Annotated in this window: 18 protein-coding genes; 10 read left to right on the top strand and 8 right to left on the bottom strand. The window is 72.3% G+C overall.

Annotation, left to right across the window (positions count from 1 at the left end; all coding sequences use genetic code 11):
• Positions 1–28 precede the first annotated feature (28 nt).
• Positions 29–505 (top strand): hypothetical protein, encoded by a 477-nt coding sequence (locus tag AW273_RS15630; RefSeq protein WP_157555830.1) that lies wholly within the window; start codon positions 29–31, stop codon positions 503–505.
• On the opposite strand, the gene AW273_RS15635 is transcribed toward AW273_RS15630, so the two are convergent.
• The 5 genes from AW273_RS15635 to AW273_RS15655 form a co-directional block, all read right to left on the bottom strand.
• Positions 502–1,791 carry a GH1 family beta-glucosidase gene (locus AW273_RS15635; RefSeq protein ID WP_062349047.1) on the bottom strand — a complete coding sequence of 430 codons (1,290 nt, stop codon included), beginning with the start codon at positions 1,789–1,791 and terminating at the stop codon, positions 502–504. The genes AW273_RS15630 and AW273_RS15635 overlap by 4 nt on opposite strands.
• Positions 1,788–2,771, bottom strand: coding sequence for a LacI family DNA-binding transcriptional regulator (locus tag AW273_RS15640; protein WP_198168174.1), 984 nt, complete (start codon positions 2,769–2,771; stop codon positions 1,788–1,790). The genes AW273_RS15635 and AW273_RS15640 overlap by 4 nt, the downstream gene beginning before the upstream one ends.
• 5 nt (positions 2,772–2,776) lie before the next feature.
• Positions 2,777–5,533, bottom strand: a complete 2,757-nt coding sequence (locus AW273_RS15645; protein ID WP_062349049.1) for a glycoside hydrolase family 3 protein — start codon at positions 5,531–5,533, stop codon at positions 2,777–2,779.
• 150 nt (positions 5,534–5,683) lie between these two features.
• Complete coding sequence (locus tag AW273_RS15650) at positions 5,684–8,011, bottom strand: ABC transporter permease (protein ID WP_062349050.1); 2,328 nt, start codon at positions 8,009–8,011, stop codon at positions 5,684–5,686.
• A gap of 53 nt (positions 8,012–8,064) precedes the next feature.
• Positions 8,065–8,526, bottom strand: a complete 462-nt coding sequence (locus AW273_RS15655) for a nuclear transport factor 2 family protein (protein ID WP_062349051.1) — start codon at positions 8,524–8,526, stop codon at positions 8,065–8,067.
• Between the two features lie 66 nt (positions 8,527–8,592).
• Here AW273_RS15655 and AW273_RS15660 point away from each other — a divergent pair, with 66 nt between their 5' ends.
• Positions 8,593–9,111, top strand: coding sequence for a SigE family RNA polymerase sigma factor (locus AW273_RS15660; protein WP_062349052.1), 519 nt, complete (start codon positions 8,593–8,595; stop codon positions 9,109–9,111).
• Positions 9,111–10,286, top strand: coding sequence for a hypothetical protein (locus AW273_RS15665; RefSeq protein WP_062349053.1), 1,176 nt, complete (start codon positions 9,111–9,113; stop codon positions 10,284–10,286). The genes AW273_RS15660 and AW273_RS15665 overlap by 1 nt, the downstream gene beginning before the upstream one ends.
• Here the strand turns inward: AW273_RS15665 and AW273_RS15670 are convergent.
• A complete protein-coding gene (locus AW273_RS15670; RefSeq protein WP_062349054.1) occupies positions 10,283–10,735 on the bottom strand; it encodes a hypothetical protein in 453 nt (150 codons plus the stop codon). The genes AW273_RS15665 and AW273_RS15670 overlap by 4 nt on opposite strands.
• 87 nt (positions 10,736–10,822) lie before the next feature.
• Positions 10,823–12,055, bottom strand: coding sequence for an ROK family protein (locus AW273_RS15675; RefSeq protein WP_062349055.1), 1,233 nt, complete (start codon positions 12,053–12,055; stop codon positions 10,823–10,825).
• A 123-nt stretch (positions 12,056–12,178) separates the two neighbouring features.
• Between AW273_RS15675 and AW273_RS15680 the strand changes: the two genes are divergently transcribed.
• Genes AW273_RS15680 through AW273_RS15695 form a run of 4 tightly spaced genes read left to right on the top strand, consistent with a single transcriptional unit; the run spans position 12,179 to position 17,061 of the window.
• Positions 12,179–13,825, top strand: a complete 1,647-nt coding sequence (locus AW273_RS15680) for a type 2 periplasmic-binding domain-containing protein (RefSeq protein ID WP_063909973.1) — start codon at positions 12,179–12,181, stop codon at positions 13,823–13,825.
• Complete coding sequence (locus AW273_RS15685) at positions 13,812–14,798, top strand: ABC transporter permease (RefSeq protein ID WP_062349057.1); 987 nt, start codon at positions 13,812–13,814, stop codon at positions 14,796–14,798. The genes AW273_RS15680 and AW273_RS15685 overlap by 14 nt, the downstream gene beginning before the upstream one ends.
• Positions 14,795–15,694: a carbohydrate ABC transporter permease gene (locus tag AW273_RS15690; RefSeq protein WP_062349058.1), complete on the top strand. Its 900-nt coding sequence runs from the start codon at positions 14,795–14,797 to the stop codon at positions 15,692–15,694. Before AW273_RS15685 ends, AW273_RS15690 begins: the two co-directional genes overlap by 4 nt.
• Before the next feature lie 11 nt (positions 15,695–15,705).
• Complete coding sequence (locus tag AW273_RS15695) at positions 15,706–17,061, top strand: glucose/sorbosone family PQQ-dependent dehydrogenase (protein ID WP_063909974.1); 1,356 nt, start codon at positions 15,706–15,708, stop codon at positions 17,059–17,061.
• Here the strand turns inward: AW273_RS15695 and sthA are convergent, their stop codons facing one another.
• Positions 17,062–18,465, bottom strand: coding sequence for a Si-specific NAD(P)(+) transhydrogenase (gene sthA, locus AW273_RS15700; protein WP_062349176.1), 1,404 nt, complete (start codon positions 18,463–18,465; stop codon positions 17,062–17,064). It abuts the gene before it with no gap.
• A gap of 159 nt (positions 18,466–18,624) precedes the next feature.
• Between sthA and AW273_RS15705 the strand changes: the two genes are divergently transcribed.
• The 3 genes from AW273_RS15705 to AW273_RS15715 all read left to right on the top strand — a co-directional run bounded on the left by AW273_RS15705 (position 18,625) and on the right by AW273_RS15715 (position 22,964).
• Entirely contained in the window at positions 18,625–18,972 is a 348-nt protein-coding gene (locus AW273_RS15705; protein ID WP_062349059.1) for a hypothetical protein, read from the top strand.
• Positions 18,973–19,038: 66 nt separating this feature from the next.
• Positions 19,039–21,057: a serine/threonine-protein kinase gene (locus AW273_RS15710; RefSeq protein WP_157555831.1), complete on the top strand. Its 2,019-nt coding sequence runs from the start codon at positions 19,039–19,041 to the stop codon at positions 21,055–21,057.
• Positions 21,057–22,964, top strand: a complete 1,908-nt coding sequence (locus AW273_RS15715) for a hypothetical protein (RefSeq protein ID WP_062349061.1) — start codon at positions 21,057–21,059, stop codon at positions 22,962–22,964. Before AW273_RS15710 ends, AW273_RS15715 begins: the two co-directional genes overlap by 1 nt.
• Positions 22,965–22,988: the final 24 nt, after the last annotated feature.

Raw genomic sequence — 22,988 nt, forward strand, 5'->3', positions numbered from 1 at the left:
GCCCGATGTCCCAAGCTGAGGAGAAACGGTGAAAGTCGCCGCGACACTGGCTCGCCGAGTGATGACGCTCGGATCCGTACTGGTCACCACCGGCGCGCTGGCCCTCGTGGGCCTGGCGCAACCCGCCGCCGCGTCCACCATCACCCTGCAGGGGACGGTGGACTGCACCAGTTCCAACAACTACGGGGACACCCGCGACTGGTATCCCTCGGCGGTGAACCTCTACACCTCACCGGCCACGCCGGCGCCCAGCCTGGTCGCGGTGCCCGCCACCCGCGCCTTCTCCTTCACCCAGACGCTGCCGGCCGGGGCCACCGCGGCCGGGGTCACCGCCCTGTGCAGCAGCGGCCACTACCCCTACGGCGACTTCTCGGGGTCGTCGAGCGGCTTCACCATCCCCGCCGGCACGACGAACGTCGTGGCGACCTGGGGCTGCTCGGCCCAGCCGGTCAACCCCGGCCCGTGGCTCACCACCTGCACCGTGACGTCGGTGTCGTTCAGCTAGAGGAGGCCGTTGCGGGCGATCACCTCGCGGTACCAGTGGGCGCTGGACCGCGGGGTGCGCTCCAGGGTGTCGTAGTCGACCCTGACCAGGCCGAAGCGCTTGTGGTAGCCGCGGGCCCACTCGAAGTTGTCGAGCAGCGACCACACCAGGTAGCCGCGCAGGTCGGCGCCGCGTTCGATGGCGTTGGCGGCGGCGCGGAAGTGGCCGTCGAGGAAGGCGATCCGGTCGCGGTCGTCGACGGAGTCGGGGTAGGCGGCGCCGTTCTCGGTGATCATCAGCGGGACGCCCGGGTATTCGACCCACAGCCGGACCAGCAGGTCCTCCAGGCCCTGCGGGATGACCTCCCAGTTCATCTCGGTCGGTTCGCCGCGCGGCGGCAACCAGGCGATGCCCTCGCAGCCGGGGAACTCGTCGTGGCCCTTGGACGCCGGGTCGGCGGCCAGCCGGTTGACGGTGTAGTAGTTCACGCCCAGCAGGTCGATCGGCTCGTAGGGCAGATCGCCCAGGTCGGTGAACTTGGCGATGTGGGCGGCCACGTCGTCGGGGTAGCGGCCGTCCTTCAGCGCCGGGTCGAGGAACAGCCGGTTGGCCAGGCCGTCGGGCAGCGTCGTCACGTCGGGATCGCCGACCATCGGGGTCAGGTTGAGCGTCAGGCTGACCTCGTCGGCGCCGCCAGCGCGCAGGGCCCGCACGCCGAGCATGTGGGCCGTGAGCAGGTGGTGGGCGACCGTGAAGGCGGCGGCCGGGTCGGCGACGCCGGGCGCGTGGCGGCCGGAGCCGTGGCCGACGAAGGCGGAGACCCACGGCTCGTTCAGGGTGGTCCAGGTCCGGACGCGGTCGCCGAGGCGGGCGTGCGTGATCGCGGTGTACTCGGCGAAGCGCTCGGGCGTGGCGGGGTCGCGCCAGTCGAGGGCGGCCGGGAGGTCCCAGTGGTAGAGCGTCGCGACCGGTTCGACGCCGGCGGTGAGCAGGGCGTCGACCAGGCGGTCGTAGAAGTCGAGGCCCGCCGGGTTGGGGTCGCCGCTTCCGGAGGGCTGGACGCGCGGCCAGGCGATCGAGAAGCGGTAGGCCTTCAGGCCGAGATCGGCCATGATCGCGACGTCTTCCGGATAACGGTGGTAGTGGTCGCAGGCGACGTCGCCCGTGTGGCCGTCGGCGGTCTTCCCGGGGGTGTGCGAGAAGACGTCCCAGATGGAAGGTCCTCGGCCGCCTTCGGTGACGGCTCCCTCGATCTGGTACGACGCGGTGGCCGCACCCCAGCGGAAGCCCTCCGGAAACGTGATCAACGTGTGCTCTCCCTGATCGTGAGACGTGGTTCCAGCAGGATCGACCCCGCCGGCAGCCCGTCGAGCTTGGCCATCAGCAGCCGGACCGCCTCCCGGCCGAGTTCCTCGGCCGGGATGAGGACCGAGGTGAGCCGGGCCCGCTCGGCGATGTCGTCGGGGCAGATCGCGACGACCGACACGTCCTCCGGTACGGCCCGGCCCAGGGCGCGCAGCGCCCCCAGCACGTGGCCGACGGCCGCTTCGTTGTGCACGACCAGCCCGGTCAGTCCCGGGTGGGCGTCGAACAGCAGCTTCACCGCCGAGGCGACCTCGTCGTAGGTCTCCTCGCACGGCACCGCGACCGCGTGGAGTTCGCGGCCGGTCGCCTCCGCCAGGAACCCTGCCCTGGTCCGCTCGGCGAAACCCGTGCCGCGTTCGTAGACGACCTCGGGGGCGCCCAGCAGCGCGATCTCACGGTGCCCCCGCTCGGCGAGGTGGGCGGCGCAGCTGGCGCCGGCCCGGTGGAAGTCGAGGTCGACGCAGGTCAGCCCCTCGGCGTCGGCCGGGAAGCCGATGAGCACACTCGGTTCGGCCAGGTCGCGCAGCAGCGGGACCCGGGTGTCGCGGACCTCCACGTCCATCAGCAGCAACCCGTCGACCATGGCGCTGGCGGCCACCCGGCGGATGCCGTCGGGCCCCTCGTCGGCGGTCATCAGCAGGACGTCGTGGTCGTACTGCCGCGCCGTGGCGACCACGGAGGTGGCGAACTGCATCAGCACCGGCAGGTTCATCCCGGCCCGCAGCGGCAGGACCAGGGCGATCACGTTGGCGCGTTTGCTGGCGAGGGCGCGGGCGCCCGCGTTCGGGTGGTAACCGAGCACCCGGACGCTGTCGAGCACCCGCTGCCGGGTGGTGGCCGAGATGGCCCGCTTGCCGCTCAGCACGTACGACACCGTGGAGACCGCCACCCCCGCGTGCCGGGCGACGTCGGCGATCGTCACCGTCCTCACGCGTGGAACCTCAGCGTGGTCACGGTGACTCCCTCGTTCTCGCACACCAGATAAACATCGCGTACTCCGGTCACCGGCGAAAGGTGCACCCGGGTCTCGACTGGATCAAAACGGGAGGTCGTACGCGGCACCGCGACGGTGGCGGCGATCTCGCCGAGGGGGTCGCCGAGCCGGAGGGTGATCATGCCGCCCTCGTCGCCGGCGGCGGTGACGACGGCCGTCGTCTCCCCCGCGAAGGCCACGTCGCGGAACCGCACCCACGCGCCCGGCTCCGCCGACCTGACCGCGTCGCCCCGGTCGCGGGCGGCCTCGCAGAGGGTCATGCCGTCGTACTCGTCGCACGCGGCGGCGGCGAGCACGGACGGGTCGCGCGGCGGGACGGTCTCCCCCGGCAGGTCGAACCGGGCGCACAACCTGATCGCGCCGCTCGACGGGCCCACCTGGGCCTTGCAGGGGGCGTCCTCGACGACGAAGCGGTCGCGGGTGACGTCCCAGAAGGCCAGGTCCCGCAGCGGCACGCCGACGCCGACCCGGCGGGACTCGCCGGGCGCGAGCCGGACCTTCACGAACCCCCGCAGCGACCGCACGGGCTGCTTGACCCGCGAGCGGCACTGGTGGGTGTAGAACTGCACGACCTCCACGCCCGCGCGGTCGCCGGTGTTGGCGACGGTCACCTCCAGGCGCAGCGTCTCCTCCCCCGGTACGGCGGTCAGGTCGGAGTAGCCGAACGTGGTGTAGCTCAGGCCGTGGCCGAACGGGTAGAGCGGGCTGCCGCGGAAGTAGAGGTAGGTGGCGTCGCTCGCGATGATGTCGTAGTCGAGCAGGTCGGGGAGTTCGCACGCCGACCGGTACCACGTCTGGGTGAGCCGCCCGCCGGGGTCGGCGTCGCCGAAGACGACGTCGGCCAGGGCGTGGCCGTACTCCTGGCCGCCGTGCGACGACCACAGGATCGCCGGCACGTGCTCCTGCGCCCAGTTCAGCGCGAACGGGTAGCCGCTGGAGACGACGAGCACGGTGCGCGGGTTGGCGGCGTGCACGGCCTTGAGCAGCTCCTCCTGGAGCGGCGGGAGGGCGAGGTCGGCGCGGTCCTCGGTCTCGCGGCCGTTGACCAGCGGATGGTCGCCCAGCACGACGACGGCGACGTCGGCCTCCGCCGCGAGCCGGGCCGCCGTGGCCGCGCCGCTCTCGACCGTCTCCACGACGAAGACGGCGGCGTTCTCGGGGTCGTCGGCGAGTCCGAGAACGCCCTTGCTGATCCCGACGTAGCGCCCGGTGGAGATGTGGCGGAGGACCACACCCCTGAAGCGGTCCTCCATCCGGAACGTCTGCCGGACCTCCCAGCCGCTCGGCCCCGGCTGGTCGTTGACGAGCACGCCGTCGTCGTCGACGCCGACGTGCCGGCCGTTGGGGACGCTGCGCAGCGCGACCGCGCCGCCGCCCCAGTCGAACAGGTCGAACTCGGCCGACGGCCCGGTGGTCAGCGGCCCGCCGGTGGTCTCGGCGCTCGCCGAGACATAGCCCTCCTCGGCGCGCAGCACGATCCGGTCGACGCCCTCGCACCACACCGTCTCGGCCCGCCCGGCCAGGCCCGCGCGGGCGGTGACCTGGTAGGGCAGGGTGCCGCTGTACCAGTCTTCGAGCAGCACGTCGGACAGCGGCCCGACCACGGCGATCTTCGTGGCCGTCAGCGGCAGCAGGCCGTCGTTCTTCAGCAGCGTCATCGACTCGGTGGCGGCCTCGCGGGCCAGCCTCTGGTGTTCGGGCCGGTTGACCACCGCCTCGGTGATCTCCAGGAAGGGCTCGACCGGGTCGAACTCCCCCAGCCGGACCCTGATCGACAGGGCGTGCCGGACGGCGGTGTCGACGTCGCTCTCGTCGATCAGGCCGCGCCGCAGCGCCTCCCGCAGGTGCCCCAGGGTCGCGGCGGGGGCGGCGTCGTCCTGGGTGAAGCTGTCGAGACCGGCCTTGAGAGCGTGGGCGTAGGCCTCCGCCGGGTCGTCGTAGTAGGCCTGGAGGCCGAAGAGGTTCGCGGGGGCGTAGGCGTCGCTGACCACCAGCAGGTCGTCGCGGGCCCATGTGCGCAGCACGTCGTTGATCAGCGGCGACAGGTGGGCGGGGCGGCCGTTCACCAGGTTGTAGCTGGGCATCACCGCGACCGCCGCGCCCGCCTCTATGGGGGCGCGGAAGGCGCGCAGCTCGTATTCGTGCAGGACACGCGGCGGGAGGTTGCTGCTGGTCGTGCAGCGGTCGGTCTCGTTGTTGTACGCCAGGAAGTGCTTCAGCGTCGGGGCGGTCTTCATCACCCGGCCGTCGCCCTTGAGGCCCGACGCGTAGGCGGTGCCCAGGACGCCGGTCAGCCACGGGTCCTCGCTGTAGCCCTCCTCGTTGCGGCCCCAGCGCGGGTCGCGTAACGGGTTCACCACCGGCGCCCACACGTTGCGGCCGGCGCCCGACCGGTCTTTGCGGTGGAAGGCGACGACCTCGTCGGCGGTGGCCGCGCCGACCCGGCGGACCAGCTCGGGGTTCCAGGTGCTGGCCAGGCCCACGGCCTGCGGGAACACCGTCGCCGGGCCGAGCCAGGCCAGGCCGTGCAGGGCCTCGGTGCCGGTGCGGAACGGCTCCAGGCCGAGCCGGTCGACGGGGGCCTGGTACTGGTGCAGCAGCCCGATCTTCTCGTCGGCGGTGAGCCGGGCCACCAGGTCGGCGACGCGTTCGGCGACCGGGCGCGCGGGGTCGCGGAAGGGTTCGCTCATGGACACGTCCTCGGTCGAAGCGCTTCGAATTACGCCGGAAGAAGCGCTTGGAGGTCAGGTGTCGAAGCGCTTCGAAATCATTTCGTCGGTGTTAAGTCCGACATATCCGAAGGGTGCCGCTTAACCGGTTCGGGGTCAAGACCCAATACGTCACTCCGCCCGCAGCGTGCCCGCCACGTGGAGCCGGGCGGCCCGGCGTCCGGGCAGCGCCGCCAGCGCGAACGCGGTCACCAGTCCGGCGGGCACGGCCAGCACGAGCGCCTCCACCGGCGTCGGCGGCACGTACACCAGCGGCGTGCTCTCGGCCACCAGCCGCCACAACGCGCGACCGGCCGCCACACCGGGCGGCACGCCGAACACGAGGCCCGCCGCCGCCAGCGCGACGGCCTGGGTGCGGGGAATCCACCGCACCTGCCCCGGCGTCATGCCCAGCGCGCGCAGCACCGCGACGTCGTGCCGCCGCCGCCGCGCGGTCGCGCCGACCGCGTGGGCGAGCGTCGCCACGGCGAGCAGCCCGAGGCAGCCCGCCAGCACGACCGGCAGCACCCGCACGTCGCGGACCTCGGCGAACTGCGGCGGGAGCACCGCAGGGATCACGCTGACCCGCGGGCCCGTCACCTCTTGGACGCGGCGCAGCACCACGCCCGGCTCGGCTCCCGGCCGGAGGGCGAGCAACCCGAGGCCGAGGTCGAACGACCGGGAGAGCCGGTCGTAGCCGCCCGAGGTGAGGATCGCGCCGTCGTCGTAGGTGTTGGACACGCCCAGGGGCAGCAGCCCGACGGCCGAGACGCGGAAGTCCCCCGCGCCGTCGGGGCCGGTGAGCCTGACCCGGTCGCCCACTTCCGCGCCCACCTGGCAGGCGGTGCCGACGGCCAGCAGCACCTCGCCGTCGGTCGCGGGAGGCCTCCCCCGCACCACCATCGGCGGCACCCGGCCGGACACCGGCGCGACGCCGTAGGCGACGAAGACCACCTCGCCCGCCGAGACCATCGCGGAGCGGGCGTCCACCACCCCCGTCACATCGGGATCCCGGGCCGCCTTGTCGAGCACCCCCGCCACCCGCTCGCCGCTCTGGCCGTGGAACACCATGGCCTGGTGGGTCTGCCCGAACCGGGCCGGGTCGCCCGACGCGTCGGTCACCCCGGCCGCGAAGGTCAGCGCCGCGACCAGCCCGAAGACCCCGATCACGGTGCCGGAGACCGTGCGGCTCAGCGCGTGGCGCAGGCCGGTGACCACCTGCGCCGGAAGGTTCAGCCGGGCGACGGCGGGCGCGACGACGGACACGGCGGGCGGGCGCGGGGTGCGCCGGGCCCAGGTGAGCACCGCGACCTCCAGCGCGAGCAGCAGCGGGACCACGACGAGGGGCGGCGCCAGGACCAGCACGTCGACGTCGAAGCCGGGCGCGGGTTCGAACCCGGCGGCGGCCCCGATGGGGGTCCAGGCGGAGGCCGCCGCCGCGGCTCCCACGCCGAGGGCGCTCCCGGCCAGACCGGCGACGACCGGGCCGAGCGCGGCGGCGGCCGTCTCCTGCCGCGGAGTCAGCCCGCCCGCCCGCAGCACCCTCAGGTCGGCCTGCGCCGATTCGACCACCCGGGCGACGTACAGGCCGGTCGACACGGCGGCCACGGCCAGCGCCGCCAGGCCGAAGGCGAGCACGGTGAGCGCCTGGTAGGAGGTGAGCCGGTCGTGGTGGCGGTCGGTCGCGCCCAGGTCGTCCACCTGCATGGGCTGCCCGGTCAGGGCCGCCATCTGGGCCCGCAGCCGGGGCACCCCGGCCGCGCCGTCGGTGAGCCGGGCCAGCGCGATCGAGAATCCCAGGCCCGAGGTGCCCATGAGGTTGTCGCGGTAGGTCCGGTAGAGCCCGGAGGAGGGGAGCACGACACCCGGCCCGTCGACGCCGTCGGCGAAACGCGGCGACCGGATGACGCCGACGATTCGCGCGGTGATCCGGGGCCCGTGACCACCCGCGAGCCCGCCGCCGGCGTTCGCCAGGAGGTCGGCCTCCTCGGGGGTGTTGAGCTTGATGGTCACGGTGTCGCCGACGGTCTTGCCGTAGAGCACCGTGAAGCGGTGCTGGACGACCACCTCGTCGGCCCGCGCCGGGTCGGGCAGCCGCCCGGCCAGCAGCACCGGCCGTTCGAGGTCGCGCCACAGGGCGGCGTCGAGGGGCGGGACGCACTGCCAGTTCAGCGGCATGTCGTCGACGTAGAGCGGGGCGATGGCGTAGGGCGCGACCGACTCGACGCCGGGCAGGGCGCGAACCCGCCCCCAGTCGAGGCCGGGATCCTGGTTGGAGATCAGCGCGTGGGCGGGCAGGGTCACCGCGCGCAGCCGGTCGAGGGCGCTCTCGCCGCGCCGCGCGCCCGCCAGCGCGGCCGACACCACGCTCACCCCGGCGGCGACCAGCAGCACCAGCACGCACAACTCCCGCCGCCGGCGGCGGGCCTCGACGCCGAACCAGGCGGTCAGGAATCCCACACCGCCGACTCTCCGCCTCCGGAGGGCCGCCGCGAAGGGTGCTGGCCCCCCGGTTACAGCCCCAGGTCGCTCAGCCCGGGGTGGTCGTCGGGGCGGCGGCCGATGGGCCAGTGGTACTTCCGCTCCGGCTCGGCGATCGGGAGGTCGTTGATGGAGGCGTGCCGGAACGCCATCAGGCCGTCGTCGGCGAACTCCCACTGCTCGTTGCCGTAGGAGCGGTACCACTGGCCGGAGTCGTCGTGGCTCTCGTAGGCGAACCGCACCGCGATCCGGTTGCCGGTGAACGCCCACAGTTCCTTGATGAGGCGGTATTCCAGTTCCCGGCGCCACTTGCGGGTCAGGAAGGCGACGATCGCCTCGCGGCCGGTGAGGAACTCGGCGCGGTTGCGCCAGCGGCTGTCGAGGGAGTAGCCGCGCGCCACCCTCTCGGGGTCGCGGGTGTTCCAGGCGTCCTCCGCCAGGCGGACCCGTTCGAGCGCGTTCTCCCTGGTGAAGGGCGGGCCGGATGTCGTCATGGCGTCGGGCGTACCCGAGATCGCCTCTGTTCCAACCGAAGAGGTTCCCCCGGCGTCGTTAAGGACGTGGATCGATATGAGGGTTTCCGGGAGTTCCTCCGCGCCCGGCAGATGGCGCTGATGCGAACCTCCTACCTGCTCTGCGGCGACGCCCACCAGGCCGAGGAGATGCTGCAGAGCGTGCTCGTCAGGGTGGCCGGGAACTGGCGCGGGATCGCCGCCGACAATCCCGAGGCGTATGTGCGCCGGGCGCTGGTCAACGAGCACATCTCGTGGTGGCGGCGGCAGCGGCGTGTCCTCGCGTTCACCGGGCCGCCGAGGGCGGGCCGCGATCCCGGCGACGAGAGCGTCAGCCGGATCGTGTTGTGGCAGGCGCTGGCCCGGCTGACGCCCCGGCAGCGGGCCGTGCTGGTGTTGCGCTTCTACGAGGACCGCAGCGTCCAGGAGGCCGCCGACCTGCTCGGCTGCTCGGCGGGCACGGTCAAGAGCCAGACCAGTCACGCCCTCGCCCGGCTGCGCGCCCTCGCCCCGGAACTCGCCGATCTGCTGTACGACACCGACACCGCCCCCCAGGAGGCGAAGTGATGAGCCGGCTCCACGACGAACTGGCGCGCATCGCCGAACACGCCCCCGACGTCGATCTGACCGACCGCGTGCTGCGGGCGGCCCGGCGCAGGCGCGCGGGCTTCGCCTCGGCCGCCGCGGCCCTGGCCGTCACGGTCGTCGCGGCGATCACTCTGACCGTGATCGGCGCCGCCCCGAACGGCATGGGCCCGATCGCTGGCGAACCTGCCGCCGCCCCGGGCAAGGGGGAACTTCCCGTCAAGGGCGTGTCACCGGCGGCGTACGCCTACTACGACTGGTGCGGCCAGGAGATCGCCTCAGGGACGTCCCATCTGAGCGGGCGCGACTGTCTCCAGTGGCGGCTGGTCACCCGCACGGGCGAGCGCTACCGCGTGCCGGAGGCGATGGGCCCCCACGCCGGGCCGGCCGACGACGACTACGTGCTCACCGCCCCGCCGGTGCGGATCACCGCGGACGGCCGGAAGATCGCCTATTACAGCGAGAAGGAGCAGCGGTTCGCGGTCCGCGATCTGGAGTCGGGCTCGATCCGGCTCGCGCCGCCCTTCGTCCCGGCCGCCGACGTGCGGAGGAACCTCCCGGACATCGCGCTGTCGCCCGACGGCCGATACCTGGCCATCAGCGTGCCGGGCTCGCTCAACACGCTGGCCGACCTGGAGACCGGCGAGCTGACCGACGTCCCGGCGGGCTGGTCGGTGCGCAGCATCGGCGCCGGCGGCCGGCCGGTCGTCGTGGCCGGCACCATGCGTCTCGGGCTGCTCTCCGGCGGGGAGGTCAGGCCCTTCACCGGCACGGCGTGGCACACCCCCGGCGGGCCGGGCCCCGACGGGACGACCCTCGCCTACCTGACCCGCCCGCTCCCCGAGGACGGCGGCTCCACGGGCTCCGCCGTCGACGCCGAGATCGTGACCGTGGACGCCGTCACCGGCGAGTCCCGGACCAGAACCCCGGTCCGGGACGTACCCCTGGCCCCGTTCCCCATGAGCATGGGGCCCTGGCTCGACGCCACCGAGGTCACCGTGCTGGGCAGGCGGCTCGACGCCCGCCCGGTCGAGGGCGATGCCAAGGTCCTCGGCTGGGACACCTACGCGATCGACGTCACCACGGGGAGCATGCGCAAGCTGGACACCTACTCCTTCCCGGCCTGGGCCGGCGGTGTCGTGCTGCCCGGTTACTAGTTGAACGGGTTGTCGTAGAAGGCGGAGTTGGAGTGATAGGTGCTGTTCGGCGGGTTGAACTTCACGCCGTCGACCGTGATCGTCACGTTGGCGACGGTCCCGCCGGGCGTCACCTCTCCCGAGAGGAGGGAGGCGGGGTTGGAGCACTGCGGGATCGTCACCGAGGTGCCGGGCGTGACGGGCAGCGGGGTGCGCCAGGCTCCGTTGACGGAGGCGTACAGGGTGGGGCGGCTGTAGCTGGACTGCCAGCAGACCGCGATCGTGTAGCGGTATTTGGCGTTCCCGTCGTCGAACGCGATCGACCCGTAGGCCCCGGACAGTTTGACGCCCTGCCCGTACACGTCGATGTTCACCGGGAGGTCGGACCCGTAGGCGGCCCGCGCCGGGACGGCCGGCGTCGCGAGCACGGCCAGCAGGGCGAGGACGAGGAAGCGTGATAAACGACCCATGGGCCGAATATCCGTACGGACCGGACCCGCGTCAATGGGGAATCCACGCCTTAAAACAAGTCTTCAGGGTCGGTGCCGGACGCGAGGTCAGGCGGGCGCGGGCAGCCGCCCCGAGTCGACCGAGTCGAGCACGCGCGCCGCCGCCCCCAGCGCCGCCGCGCCGTAGCCCAGACCCGAGACGACCAGACGGCAGCCGCCTCCCGCGGGGGCGAGGGAGCGGCCGAGCATCTCCCGTTCGGCCCGTGCCAGGATCCACGGGGCGAGCTTCACGTAGTAGCCGCCCAGCACGACGACCTCAGGGTTCAGCAGGTTGGCGACGATCCCGACGCCCCGGCCGAGGTTCCCGGCGAGGGTGTCGAGCAAATCGAGCACGACGGGGTCGCCCGCCTCGGCCCGCTGCACCACCTCGTCGATCTCGGGCTCCAGCTCCGCCGGGGACACCCCGCCCGGGACGGTGCGGTCGAGCAGCGCGCCCAGCCCGGCCACCACCTCAAGGCAGCCCCGCCGCCCGCAGTGGCACGGCGGGCCGCCGGGCACGATCTCGATGTGCCCGATCTCGCCGCTGAACCCGGCGCCCCCGCGCCGCAGCCGCCCGTCGAGCACGATCCCGGCGCCGACCCCGATCTCGCCGGTCAGATAGACGAGGTCGCGTACGCCGCCATGAGGCCCGAACCGCAGTTCGGCCAGCGCGCCCAGGTTCGCGTCGTTGTCGGCCAGGACGGGGAACCCCGGGTCGCGCAGCGCCTTGGCCAGGTCGCCCGCGAGGTCGACGTCGCGCCAGCCCATGTTCGGCGCGAGGCGCACCGAGCCGTTCAGGTCGACGAGCCCGGGAACGGCGACGGTGAGGCCGAGCACCTGCCGGGCCTCCTTGGTCATGCGGGTCACCACACGGCGGGCGACGCCGGCGATCCCGGCGACCGCCTGGCCCGAGGAGGCCGAGCCGCCCGGGAAGGCGCGCCGCCACGACAGCAGCGCCTCGCCCTTGAGGTCGACCGCGACGGCCGTCAGGTAGTCGACGTTCACCTCGATGCCGACCGCGGCGTAGGGGGAACCGTCGAGCACGAGCATCGTGGCCGGACGGCCCACCCGGTTCTCGGTCAGCCCCGTCTCACGCAGCAGCCGCCGGTCGATCAGGTCGGCCACCAAGCTGGACACCGTCGCCTTGTTGAGGCCCGTCGAGGCGGCGATGTCGGCGCGCGAGCAGGGGGCGTTCTCGCGGACGAACCGCAGCACGACGGCCAGGTTGGTGGCCCGCACGTCGGTGAAGTCGGCCGGCTGGGGGCCGGTGCCCGGAGCGCTTCCCTGAGTATTGGTGATCAATTGAGCCCCGTTCCGTGTCGGCCTCATCATGCCGCATAGGCGGCGGCACTTGTGGTGCCCTGCCTTCTGGACTAGTTTGTTTGGTCGTTAGACGAACTAACTCTACCAGGAAGGGGGCGCTCTGTGAGAACCACCACGAGACGGGGATTCCTCGGTCTCGCCGGGCTGACCGTGCTCGCCGCCTGCTCAGCCCCGCCGGGTCCGAAACCCGGCGCCAGGGCCACCGCCGCCGCGATGGACAAACTCGCCGCGCTGGTGCCCAAGTACGTGCCCCGCACGGTGCTGACCCCCGACATCGCGGGCTCGGTGCCCGGCTTCGGACGCGACGGATACCTGTCCTATCCGCCGAGCGAGAAGCTGGTCGACCTGGTCACCACCGCGCCGGGCAAGGGGGGCAGCTACAAGGCGATGGTGCCCACCTGGAGCCCGCTGCCGGCCCCGCTCGGCCAGAACTCCTACTACGACGCCGTGAACAAGGACCTCGGGGCGACCATCGACTTCAACTACCTCGACGGCCTGACCATCAACGACAAGCTGCCGACCCTGCTGGCCGGCGGCGACGTCGCCGACGTGACCACCCTGCCGGGCTGGGCCCTCGCCGCCGTGCCCGACTACGCCCGCGCGGTCGACGGCCTGTTCGAGGACCTCACCCCCTACCTGGCGGGTGACGTCTCGGCGAAGTACCCGGGCCTGTCGGCGATCCCGACCACGGCCTGGCAGTACTCCGTCTTCGGCGGCAAGCTCAAGGCGGTGCCCGCCTGGCCGGCCCCGCAGTTCGGCTGGGTGCTCTTCCACCGCAAGGACCTGTGGGAGGAACTGGGCCAGGGCGCCCCGAAGAACGCCGACGAACTCCTCGCGATGGGCAAGGCCGTCACCGACGCGTCCAAGGACCGCTGGGCGTTCAGCGACATCTTCCCGATGATGGAGGAGATCTTCCGGGCGCCCAGGAAGTGGCGCAAGGAGGGCGGCACCCTCGTCAACCGCTACGAGACCCCCGAGTACGCCGCCGCCGTCGAGTGGATGCGCAAGGCCGTGGACGCCGGGCTGGTGCACCCCAACGTCCTGTCGGCGAAGTCGGCGGCCGACGACAAGGAGCTCTTCAAATCGGGCCAGATCCTGGTGAAGAGCGACGGCTTCACGTTCTGGACCGAGACGCTCATCCAGATCGGCAAGGAGAAGCCCGACTTCTGGATGGAGCCCATGCCCGTGTTCGGGGCCGACGGCGGCAACCCCGAATACCGGATCAACCAGGACCCGTCGTACACGTTCATCAAGAAGGGCACCCCGAAGGAGAAGATCGAGGAACTGCTCGCCATCTTCGACTACCTCTCCGCGCCGTTCGGCAGCCAGGAGCAACTGCTGTTCAACAACGGCGTCGAGGGCGTGCACTTCACCCGCGACGACAAGGGTGCCCCGCAGGTCACCGAGCTCGGCCCCAAGGAGATCGTGGGCAGCTACGTGTGGCTCGGCGGCCGGGTCGATCCCATCTTCGAGTCGCAGGCCCACCCCGACTACGTGCGCGCCGCCACGACCTGGTGGAACACGGCCGTCACGATGCGGCACCAGGACCCGTTCGACGGCATCCGCGTCGAGGAGCCCGGCGACTTCACCGCGGCCGCCAAGCCGTTCGAGGACAAGGTCGTCGACATCATCCGGGGCCGCCGCGGCCTGGACACCCTCCAGGAGGCGATCACCGAGTGGAAGGCGGGCGGCGGCGACGCGGGCCGCGAGTTCTACATGAAGGTCCTCGTCGAGAATGGCCGTGCTTAGGAAGTCTCCGCCGGCGGATGCCCTGACCTCATCCGCCGGCACGAGACCGCCGAGACGCGGGAAGCCGCCGTTACGGGCCAGGCTGCGGCGTGACTGGCAACTGCTGGCCATGACGATCCCGGCCGTCGGCCTGCTGCTGGTGTTCCACTACGTCCCGACGCTCGGCAACGTCATCGCCTTCCAGGACTACTCCCCCTACGACGGCGTCGCCGGCAGCCCGTGGGTCGGCCTCTACAACTTCCAGTGGCTGCTATCGGACCCCGAGTTCTGGACCGCGCTGCGCAACACCGTCACCATCACGGCCTTCCAGCTCGTGTTCTACTTCCCGATCCCGATCGTGCTGGCCGTCCTGCTCGACAGCGTGTTGTCACGGCGGCTGCGGCTGTTCATCCAGGGCGTCGTCTACATGCCGCACTTCTTCTCGTGGGTGCTGGTCGTGGCCCTGTTCCAGCAGATCCTCGGCGGCGCGGGCCTGCTCGCCCAGACCCTCCGCCAGGCCGGGCACGAACCGTGGAACGTGATGACCAACCCCGACGCGTTCATCGTGCTGGTCACCGCGCAGTCGGTCTGGAAGGACGCGGGCTGGGGCACGATCATCTTCCTGGCCGCCCTGGCCGCCATCAACACCAGCCTGTACGAGGCCGCGGCGGTAGACGGCGCCTCCCGATGGCGCCGCCTGTGGCACATCACCCTGCCCGGCCTGCGACCGGTCATCCTGCTGCTGCTGATCCTGCGGCTGGGCGACGCGCTGAACGTCGGCTTCGAGCAGTTCTTCCTCCAGCGCGACGCCGTGGGGGCGGAGGCGGCGGAGGTGCTCGACACCTTCGTCTACTGGCGCACCCTGATGACCGGCGCGTGGAGCTACGGCGCGGCGGCGGGGCTGTTCAAGGGCCTGGTCGGGCTCATCCTCATCGTGGTGGCCAACAAGGTCGCCCACCGGTTCGGCGAACAGGGAATCTACAAAAAGTCATGACTACCCGTCCCGTCTGGCAGGAACGGCCGACCGTCTTCGGGCTGACGCTGAAGACCGTCGTGCTGACGCTGATCGTGCTGGCCATGGTCTATCCGCTCTACGTCGTGGTGCTGACCAGCCTGTCGACCGCGCGGGCCGTCACCGAGGCGGGCGGCCTGGTGACCCTGCCGGGCGAGTTGTCGCTCGACGCCTACCGGGAGCTGTTCGGGGGCGGCGTGGTGACGCGGGCGGTCCTGGTCTCGACCGGGGTGACGGTCGTCGGGACGGCGCTGAGCCTGGGGCTCACGATCCTGGCGGCGTACGGGTTGTCGCGGCCCGGGTCGGTGCTGCACCGGCCGCTGCTGTTCGTGTTCCTGCTGACCTTCCTGTTCACGCCCGGGATGATCCCCAGCTATCTGATCGTGCGGGAGCTCGGGCTGATCGACAGCTACTGGTCGCTGATCCTGCCCACCGCCGTGTCGGCGTTCAACCTGGTCGTCATGCGGGCGTTCTTCATGAACATCCCCGGCGAGGTGCTCGACAGCGCCCGGATCGACGGGGCCTCCGACTTCCGGATCCTGTGGCGGATCGTGTTGCCGATGTCGAAGGGCGTGACCGCCGTCATCGGGCTGTTCTACGCGGTCGGCTACTGGAACGCCTTCTTCAACGCCGTCCTCTACATCAACGACAACACGAAGTGGCCGCTCCAGCTCATCCTGCGGCAGTACGTGCAGCAGGGCATGAACGTGGTGCCGAACCAGCGGGCCGTCGACACGGCCGCCGGGTATGCCCTGCCGCCCAACCTGGCCATCAAGATGGCCATCATCGTGGTCGCGCTGATGCCGGTCCTGCTGATCTATCCGTTCGTCCAGCGGCACTTCACGAAGGGCGTCATCATCGGCGCGGTCAAGGGGTAGGGCCCAGCCGCATGAAGGGCGTTTCGCCGGTGTCGGCCGTGGTCTGTCTGCTCGTGCTGGTCGCCGCGTGCGCCTCCCCGCGAGAACCGGGACCGAGCGAGGTGCGGGTGGTCGCCACCGGGCTCGACGATCCGTACGAGATGGTGTGGGGCCCCGACGCGTTCCTGTGGGTCACGGAGAAGAGCGGCAGGCGGGTCACGCGCGTCGACCCGGCGAACGGGCGCAAGGTCGTGGCGCTCACGGTCGACGACGCCGTGCACACGACGGGCGGCCAGGACGGCGTCCTCGGCCTGGCCCTCCATCCCGACCTGCTGGGCGGCAAGGGCCGCGACTGGGTCTACCTCGCCCACACCTACGAGGCCGGCGACGGCCGCCGCACGAAGATCGTGCGGTACACCTACGACCCGGCCCGGCAGGTTCTGACCAGCCCCTCCGACGTCATCACCGGCCTGGTCTCCAGCGTCGACCACCAGTCGGGCAAGTTGCGGTTCGGTCCCGACGGCAGGCTCTACTACACGATCGGCGACCAGGGGGCCAACCAGTTCGGCCTCTACTGCGAGACCATCGAGGCGCAGACGCTCCCCACCGCGGCGCAGGTGCGCGCGGGCGACTGGAGCGACTACCAGGGCAAGGTCCTGCGGCTCGACCTCGACGGCTCCGTCCCCGGCGACAACCCGGAGTTCGGCGGCGTCCGCAGCCACGTCTACGCCGTCGGCTTCCGCAACGCCCAGGGGCTGGCCTTCGCCCCCTCGGGTCTGCTGTACGGCACCGACCAGGGCCCCAAGACCGACGACGAGGTCAATCTGCTGCGTCCGGGAAAGAACTACGGCTGGCCCCACGTGGCCGGCCACCGCGACGGCAGGGCCTACGTCCACGCCCGGTGGGCCGAGGCGAAGAACGGCTGCGCGGCTGAGACGTTCGACGACTACGAGATCCCGCCGGCCGTTCCCCGCACGGAGGAGACCGACTGGGACGACCCGGCCTTCACCCCGCCGCTCGTCACCTTCGAGACCGTGGACGACGACTTCGACTTCCGCGCCGACACCAGGTGCGACCCCGCGACGGCGTTCGTCTGCTGGCCGACCCCGGCCCTGTCGAGCCTGGAACCGGGGCCCGGCGGGACGCTCCTGGCGACCTCACTCAAGGATGGCGCCGTCTACCGCATCCCGCTCACCTCGGACGGCGAGAAGGCCGGCGCCGCGACCAGGATCGCCGACACCGTCAACCGCTACCGCGACACCGCCGTGGACCCCACGGGCAGGACCCTCTACATCGCCACCGACGGCGCGGGCTTCACCCGTGACGCCGCCGGCACGCCCACGCGGGTTCTGGCGAACCCCGGCACGATCCTTTCGTACGAGCTCTGATCAGTGGGTGAAGCGCTGCACCCTCCTCAGTTTGTTCATCGCGTCCAGGGCGGCGACCTTGTAGCACTCGGACAGGGTCGGGTAGTTGAAGACGGCGTCGACCAGGTAGTCGATGGTGCCGCCGCAGCCCATGACGGCCTGGCCGATGTGCACGAGCTCGGTCGCCTGGGTGCCGAAGACGTGCACGCCGAGGAGGGTGCGGTCTTCGGGCGAGACCAGCAGCTTGAGCATGCCGTGGGTGTCGCCGATGATCTGGCCCCGGGCCAGTTCGCGGTAGCGCGACAGGCCCGTCTCGAACGGGATGTGAGCGTCGGTGAGCTCGTCTTCGGTCGCGCCGACGAAGCTGATCTCGGGGATCGTGTAGATGCCGATCGGCTGCAGGCGGCTCATGTCGGAGACCGGCTCGTCGCACGCGTGGTAGGCGGCGAGCCGGCCCTGCTCCATCGACGTGGCGGCCAGGGCCGGGAAGCCGATGACGTCGCCGACGGCGTAGATGTGGGGGACGCCGGTGCGGTAGTGCTCGTCGACCGTGATCCGGCCGCGCGCGTCGGCCTCCAGGCCGGCCGTGTGCAGGGCGAGCGACTCGGTCATGCCCTGGCGGCCGGCCGAGTACATGACCGTGGCGGCCGGGATCTTCTTGCCGCTTTCGAGGATGGTGAGAGCGCCGCGCTCGTGGCGTTCGACGGCGGCGACGGTCTCCCCGAACCGGAACGTGACGGCCAGGTCGCGCAGGTGGTATTTGAGCGCCTCGATGACCTCCAGGTCGCAGAACTCCAGCATGCGGTCGCGGCGCTCGACCACGGTGACCTTGGTGCCGAGGGCGGCGAACATGGAGGCGTACTCGATGCCGATGACGCCGGCGCCGACCACGACCATGGAGTCGGGCACGTGGTCGAGCTGGAGGATGCCGTCGGAGTCGATGATCGTGGAGCCGTCGAACTCGACGCTGTCGGGCCGCGCGGGGCGGGTGCCCGTGGCGATGATGATCTTGTCGGCGGTGACCTTGGTCTCCCGGCCGCGGTCGTCGATCACCGCGACGGTGTGCGGGTCGAGGAACTGGCCGGATCCGGTCATCGTGGTGATGCGATTGCGGGAGAGCTGGTTGCGGATCACCTCGACCTCGCGGCCCACGACGTGGGTGGTGCGCGCGGTCAGGTCGGCGATGCCGATCTCTTCCTTGACGCGGTAGTTGCGGCCGTACATCTCGCGCTGGCTGAGTCCGGTCAGGTAGAGCACGGCCTCGCGCATGGTCTTGGAGGGGATCGTGCCGGTGTTGATGCACACCCCGCCGATCATGTTGCGCCGCTCGACGATCGCTACACGGCGCTCCAGCTTGGCGGCCGCGATGGCGGCCTTCTGCCCACCCGGCCCGGATCCCAGGACGAGTACATCAAAGTCGCTCACACCTAGCAGTGTGGTCTCTACGACCAGCGACGAGAAGACCTTGACCGGCTTCACCGGACAATTGGCCCGCTTGTGCGACGGCGGCAACGTGACGGCCACCGGACCGGTGCAATCGGGAGACAAGCAGACATCAAGCGGGCTCCGCCACGATCAGGCCCCATGTGGAAGGACACCCCTCAGTACCTCGGCGAGCTGCTCATCTGGGAGATCGAGGACTACCTGATCGCCCAGTCCCAACGGCCCGAGCGGGCCAAGGTCGCCTTCATCCGGCTGGCCGACGCCTGGGCCGCCGCCTCGATCGCGGCCGAACTCGACAACGGCGGCAGCTTCTACTCGGCCGCCAAGCGGGCCGACGCCCTGGGCATGACCCTGCCGGGCGACATGTTCGGTACGGTGACCCGCGAGCAGATGCCGCACGTCTTCTCGGCGGTGCCTGGCACGACGTTCCCGCCGACGCCCGACGGGGACGGGTGGGTCATTGTCCGATTGGTCGCTTTCGAATCCTGATATTTCGGGATTCGACAGTAGGCTGGTCGCCATAATGATCCACCGACGCGTAATCGGAGGATCCACTTGGCAGTGCCCCAGCCGCTCCGCGATCCCCGCCGGCTCGGCGGTCACACCCTCACCGGCGCGTATCCGCCGGGTGATCGGTCCACCTCCTTCGAGACGGGCGACGGCGCCCTGCTGACCCTGTTCCACACCCGCCTGCCCGACCCCGACGCGTTCCTCGAACGGATCGACGAACTCCAGCGCGCGGGCGGCTATCCCTGGCTCTCGCTGCTGGACGCCGGAACCTCCGGCGGCGAGCCCTACGTCGTCGTCGAGAAGGTCGACGGCGCCCACTTACAGGGGGCCCTGCCCGAACGGGACGCCCACCGCCTGGCCCTCGCCTCGATGACGGGCCTGGCCGGGTTGCACCGCGACGGCGTGGCCCACGGATCGTTCACCCCGTGGTCGGTCGTCCTGACCGGCGCCGGCCCTCGGCTCGCCCTCATCGACCTCGACGCGCTGCTGACCTCGGGCGCCCCTTCCCCGGCACCCGAGACCGGCGACCCCGACGAGACCACCCGGGTCGCCGAGAAGGTCGCCACATGGCCCGCGCCGCAACCCGGCGACCCCGACGCGACCGCACGGGTCAGGACGATCGCCCGGCCGGACCTCGCCGACGAGACGCGGCCCGTCGGCACGCTCGCCTACTCACCGCCCGAGGCGTCGCGTCCCGGGGGCCACCCGCCCGCGCCGCCCGGTGACCTGTTCGCCTGGGCGGCCGTCATGGTGTTCGCCGTCACCGGGCGGCACGTCTTCGAGCGGGACTCCCCCGCCGCCACCCTGAACGCCGTCCTGCACGACGACCCCGACCTCGACGGTGTGCCCGAGGGCCTCGCGGGGGTCGTCGCGGCCTGCCTGGCGAAGGATCCCGGGCAGCGGCCGACCGCGCGGGAGGCGCTCGAACGGCTGGTCGGCGAGACGCGGCTCACCCTCGGCCGGGCCGTCCCCGACGTGGTGGACCGGCCCGAACCGGAGGAGCGGGAGACCGAGCCCGCCGTCCCGGCTCCCCCGGCCCGCCGCGGCTCCCGCCGGGGCGCGCTCATCGCCGCCGCCGTCGCGATCGTGCTGGTCGCGGGCGTGGGCGGCTACGTGCTCGGCGGCAACCGGACGGTCGCCGCGACCACCGCCGCCGACGCCGGCGGCACCCCGTCGACCTCGGTCAGCACGCTGGCCGCGGCCGACGAGCCCGCCCCGCCGCCCCCGGCCGCCGGCGACGTGACCACGCCCGGCCCCGCCATCACGCTGAAGGAGAACCCGGCCGACCCGGCCCGGCTCACCGGCTATCGCACGGGCGCCGGCACCTGGGTCCGCACCGAGGGCGACGCCTTCACCCGGCTGCCGGGCGAGGACGTCGAACCGGCCCGCTCCCCCGGCGGGAAGTGGCTCGCCGCGGTCGGCCCGGAGACCATCACGTTCACCGGCGCCGGGGAGCCGTTCACCGTCACGTCGGGGGTCGCGTACACGCGGCCGACCTGGTCGCGCGACGGCGCGAAGCTGATGCTCACGACGACCTCCGGCGAGGAGGGCCGCCCGTCGGGGTTCGTCGTCGTCGACGTCGCCACCCGGGAGGTCGCCACCGTCGACACCGACGACGAGACGACCGGCGGCGAAGGCCACTTCGCCTGGACGCCCGACGGTTCCGGAGTCGTCGTCGGCTACCGGACCCAGACCGAGCACGGGGTCAGGTTCCGCGACCTGACCGGCGACCGGACCAAGGCCTACCACTGGGTGGGCGAGACCTACGGGCGGCGGATGTTCTCGCCGTCCGGGAAGACGTTCGTGACGTTCTGCCCGAGCGGCGGCACCTACTGCGTCTGGGACACCGCCACCGGGGTGCGGCAGGCGTCGATCGTGCTGTTCTACCCCGACGCCCTGCTGTACGGCTGGTACGACGACGCCCACCTGATCGTCGCCGACCCGCGCGGGGACCCGCACCGGATCGTGGCCATGGACCTGCGCGGACGGCCGCAGCGGGTGCTGGCCGAGATCCGGCCGAAGGACGACACGACCGACCTGCTCCTCTACTACACGGGGAACTGATGCCTCCCGTCGAGCCGCTCACCCCGCACGACCCGGCCTCGCTCGGCCCCTATCCCCTGGTGGGCCGGCTGGGCGGGGACGTCTATCTGGCCACCGCGCCCGGCGGCGAACAGGTGGCCGCGCGCAGGCTGGCCCGGCCGCTCGACGCCCCCGGACGTGCGGCGCTGGCCCGTGTCTGGGAGGCCGCGGCCGTCGGCACGCCGCACATACTGGACACCGGGCGGGACTACATCGTGTCCGAGTACGTGCCGGGGCCGAGCCTGGCCGAGGAGGTCGCCGAGCGGGGCGCCCTGGCCGGGCCCGCGCTGCACCGGCTCGCCGTCGCCACGGCGACCGCCCTGGCCTCCCTTCACCGGGCCGGGCTCACCCACGACGCCGTCGCGCCCGAACGGGTGCTGCTCGGGCCCGACGGCCCCCGGCTGATCGGGGCCGAACGGCCGGTCACGCCCGCCTGGCGGGCCGAGGAGTCGCGGGAGCTCTGGCAGGACCCGGACGAACCCGCGAGCGCCGCCGCCGACGTGTTCGCCTGGGCGGCCGTGATCGCGTTCGCCGCCACCGCGCGCCCGCCGTTCGGGGAGAACCCGACGCGCGTGTCGTACGGGGCGGCGGATCTCGGGCCGCTCTCCGGGGCGCTGCGGGATCTCGTCGCCGACTGCCTGGCCGACGAGCCCGAGGCCCGGCCGGGGGCCGAGGAGACGCTGCTCCGGCTGCTCGGTCACGCGGGGGCGCTCGACACGCTGCTGCCGGCCGCCGCGCCCCCGGTGGTCGTGGCGCCGCAGGCGGGCGTGAGCCGTACCGCCCCCGGGAAGCGGAGGAAGGGCGGCGCGGTCGCCCTCGCGGCGGGCGGGCTGGCGCTGGCGCTGGTGTCCGGCGCGGGAGGGTACCTGCTCGCGCCCGCTCCGGCCCCGCAGGCGCGGAAGGCGGCGCCGAGCCCCACTCCCACCCCGCGCCCGGCGGCGTTCCCCACGCCGGGGCCTTCGCCGCTGCCCCTGGCCGGCGGGGTGCTGAACGAGAAGCCCGGCGATCCGGTGCGGCTGGCCTCCTACCGGGCCAGCGTCTCGGCCGGCGCGACGGCGGCGTTCGCGCGCAGCCGCGACGGCGCGGGCTTCGACCGGACCGGCGGCGACGACCACGTCTCGGTCATCTCGCCCGACGGCCGCTGGACGGCGACGATCGACGAGTCGTCCGTGGCGTCCGAGGAGCGGCTCGACGTCGAGTTCACCGACCGGGGCAGCGGCCGGCGGTTCACCGTGCCGACCATCGCCGCGCCGCTCAGCGCGCACCATCCGGCCTGGTCACCTGACGGGACGCGGCTGCTGCTCTCGTTGTGGACCACCGAGGGCGCGGCGGCCGCGCCCTTCGGGTTCGTGGTGGTCGACCCGGCCACCCGCGCGGCGACCGTCGTGGAGACCGCCAACGACGCCGACCGCGAGTCCTTCCTGGCCGCCGACTCCGGCGAGCGGCTCGGCGCGCTGCCCGCGTTCCGGTGGACGCCCGACGGGCGGGAGGTCGCCACCGCCTACCTGACCCCCGAGGGCCGGTTCGGGGTGCGGTTCCACGACCTCACCGGGCGTGCCCTGCGCGGCTTCCACTGGGTCGGGCTCCCGGCGGGAACGGCCTGGTTCTCCCCCGACGGGCAGTCGTTCGTGACGACCCGGTGCGAGAAACGGCACGTCTTCTGCGTCTGGGACACCGCCACCGGCGCGCGGCGGGGCGGCGTGCCCTCGGCCGAGGGCGACGGCCTGCTCGGCTGGTTCGACGCCACCCACCTGCTCCTGTCGCGGGAGAAGAAGGGCGAATACCGCGCCGACGTGATCGACTTCTCCGGCGAGACGACCCGGACCCTGGTCGAGCTCGACCTGCCCGGCGACGACCCCCTCGTGCAGCTCTTCTTCCTGCGGAGCTGACCTCCGTGGATCGCCGGGTCCCGA

Source organism: Herbidospora yilanensis (assembly GCF_001570565.1).
Classification (GTDB): Bacteria; Actinomycetota; Actinomycetes; order Streptosporangiales; family Streptosporangiaceae; genus Herbidospora; species Herbidospora yilanensis.

Bases quoted from the DNA above. Each gene is read 5' to 3' on its own strand.
- AW273_RS15685 (WP_062349057.1), top strand. From the start codon at position 13,812: ATGGCCGTGCTTAGGAAGTCTCCGCCGGCGGATGCCCTGACCTCATCC.
- AW273_RS15690 (WP_062349058.1), top strand. From the start codon at position 14,795: ATGACTACCCGTCCCGTCTGGCAGGAACGGCCGACCGTCTTCGGGCTG.
- AW273_RS15655 (WP_062349051.1), bottom strand. From the start codon at position 8,526: ATGACGACATCCGGCCCGCCCTTCACCAGGGAGAACGCGCTCGAACGG.
- AW273_RS15705 (WP_062349059.1), top strand. From the start codon at position 18,625: ATGTGGAAGGACACCCCTCAGTACCTCGGCGAGCTGCTCATCTGGGAG.
- AW273_RS15670 (WP_062349054.1), bottom strand. From the start codon at position 10,735: ATGGGTCGTTTATCACGCTTCCTCGTCCTCGCCCTGCTGGCCGTGCTC.
- AW273_RS15695 (WP_063909974.1), top strand. From the start codon at position 15,706: ATGAAGGGCGTTTCGCCGGTGTCGGCCGTGGTCTGTCTGCTCGTGCTG.
- AW273_RS15645 (WP_062349049.1), bottom strand. From the start codon at position 5,533: ATGAGCGAACCCTTCCGCGACCCCGCGCGCCCGGTCGCCGAACGCGTC.
- AW273_RS15715 (WP_062349061.1), top strand. From the start codon at position 21,057: ATGCCTCCCGTCGAGCCGCTCACCCCGCACGACCCGGCCTCGCTCGGC.
- AW273_RS15665 (WP_062349053.1), top strand. From the start codon at position 9,111: ATGAGCCGGCTCCACGACGAACTGGCGCGCATCGCCGAACACGCCCCC.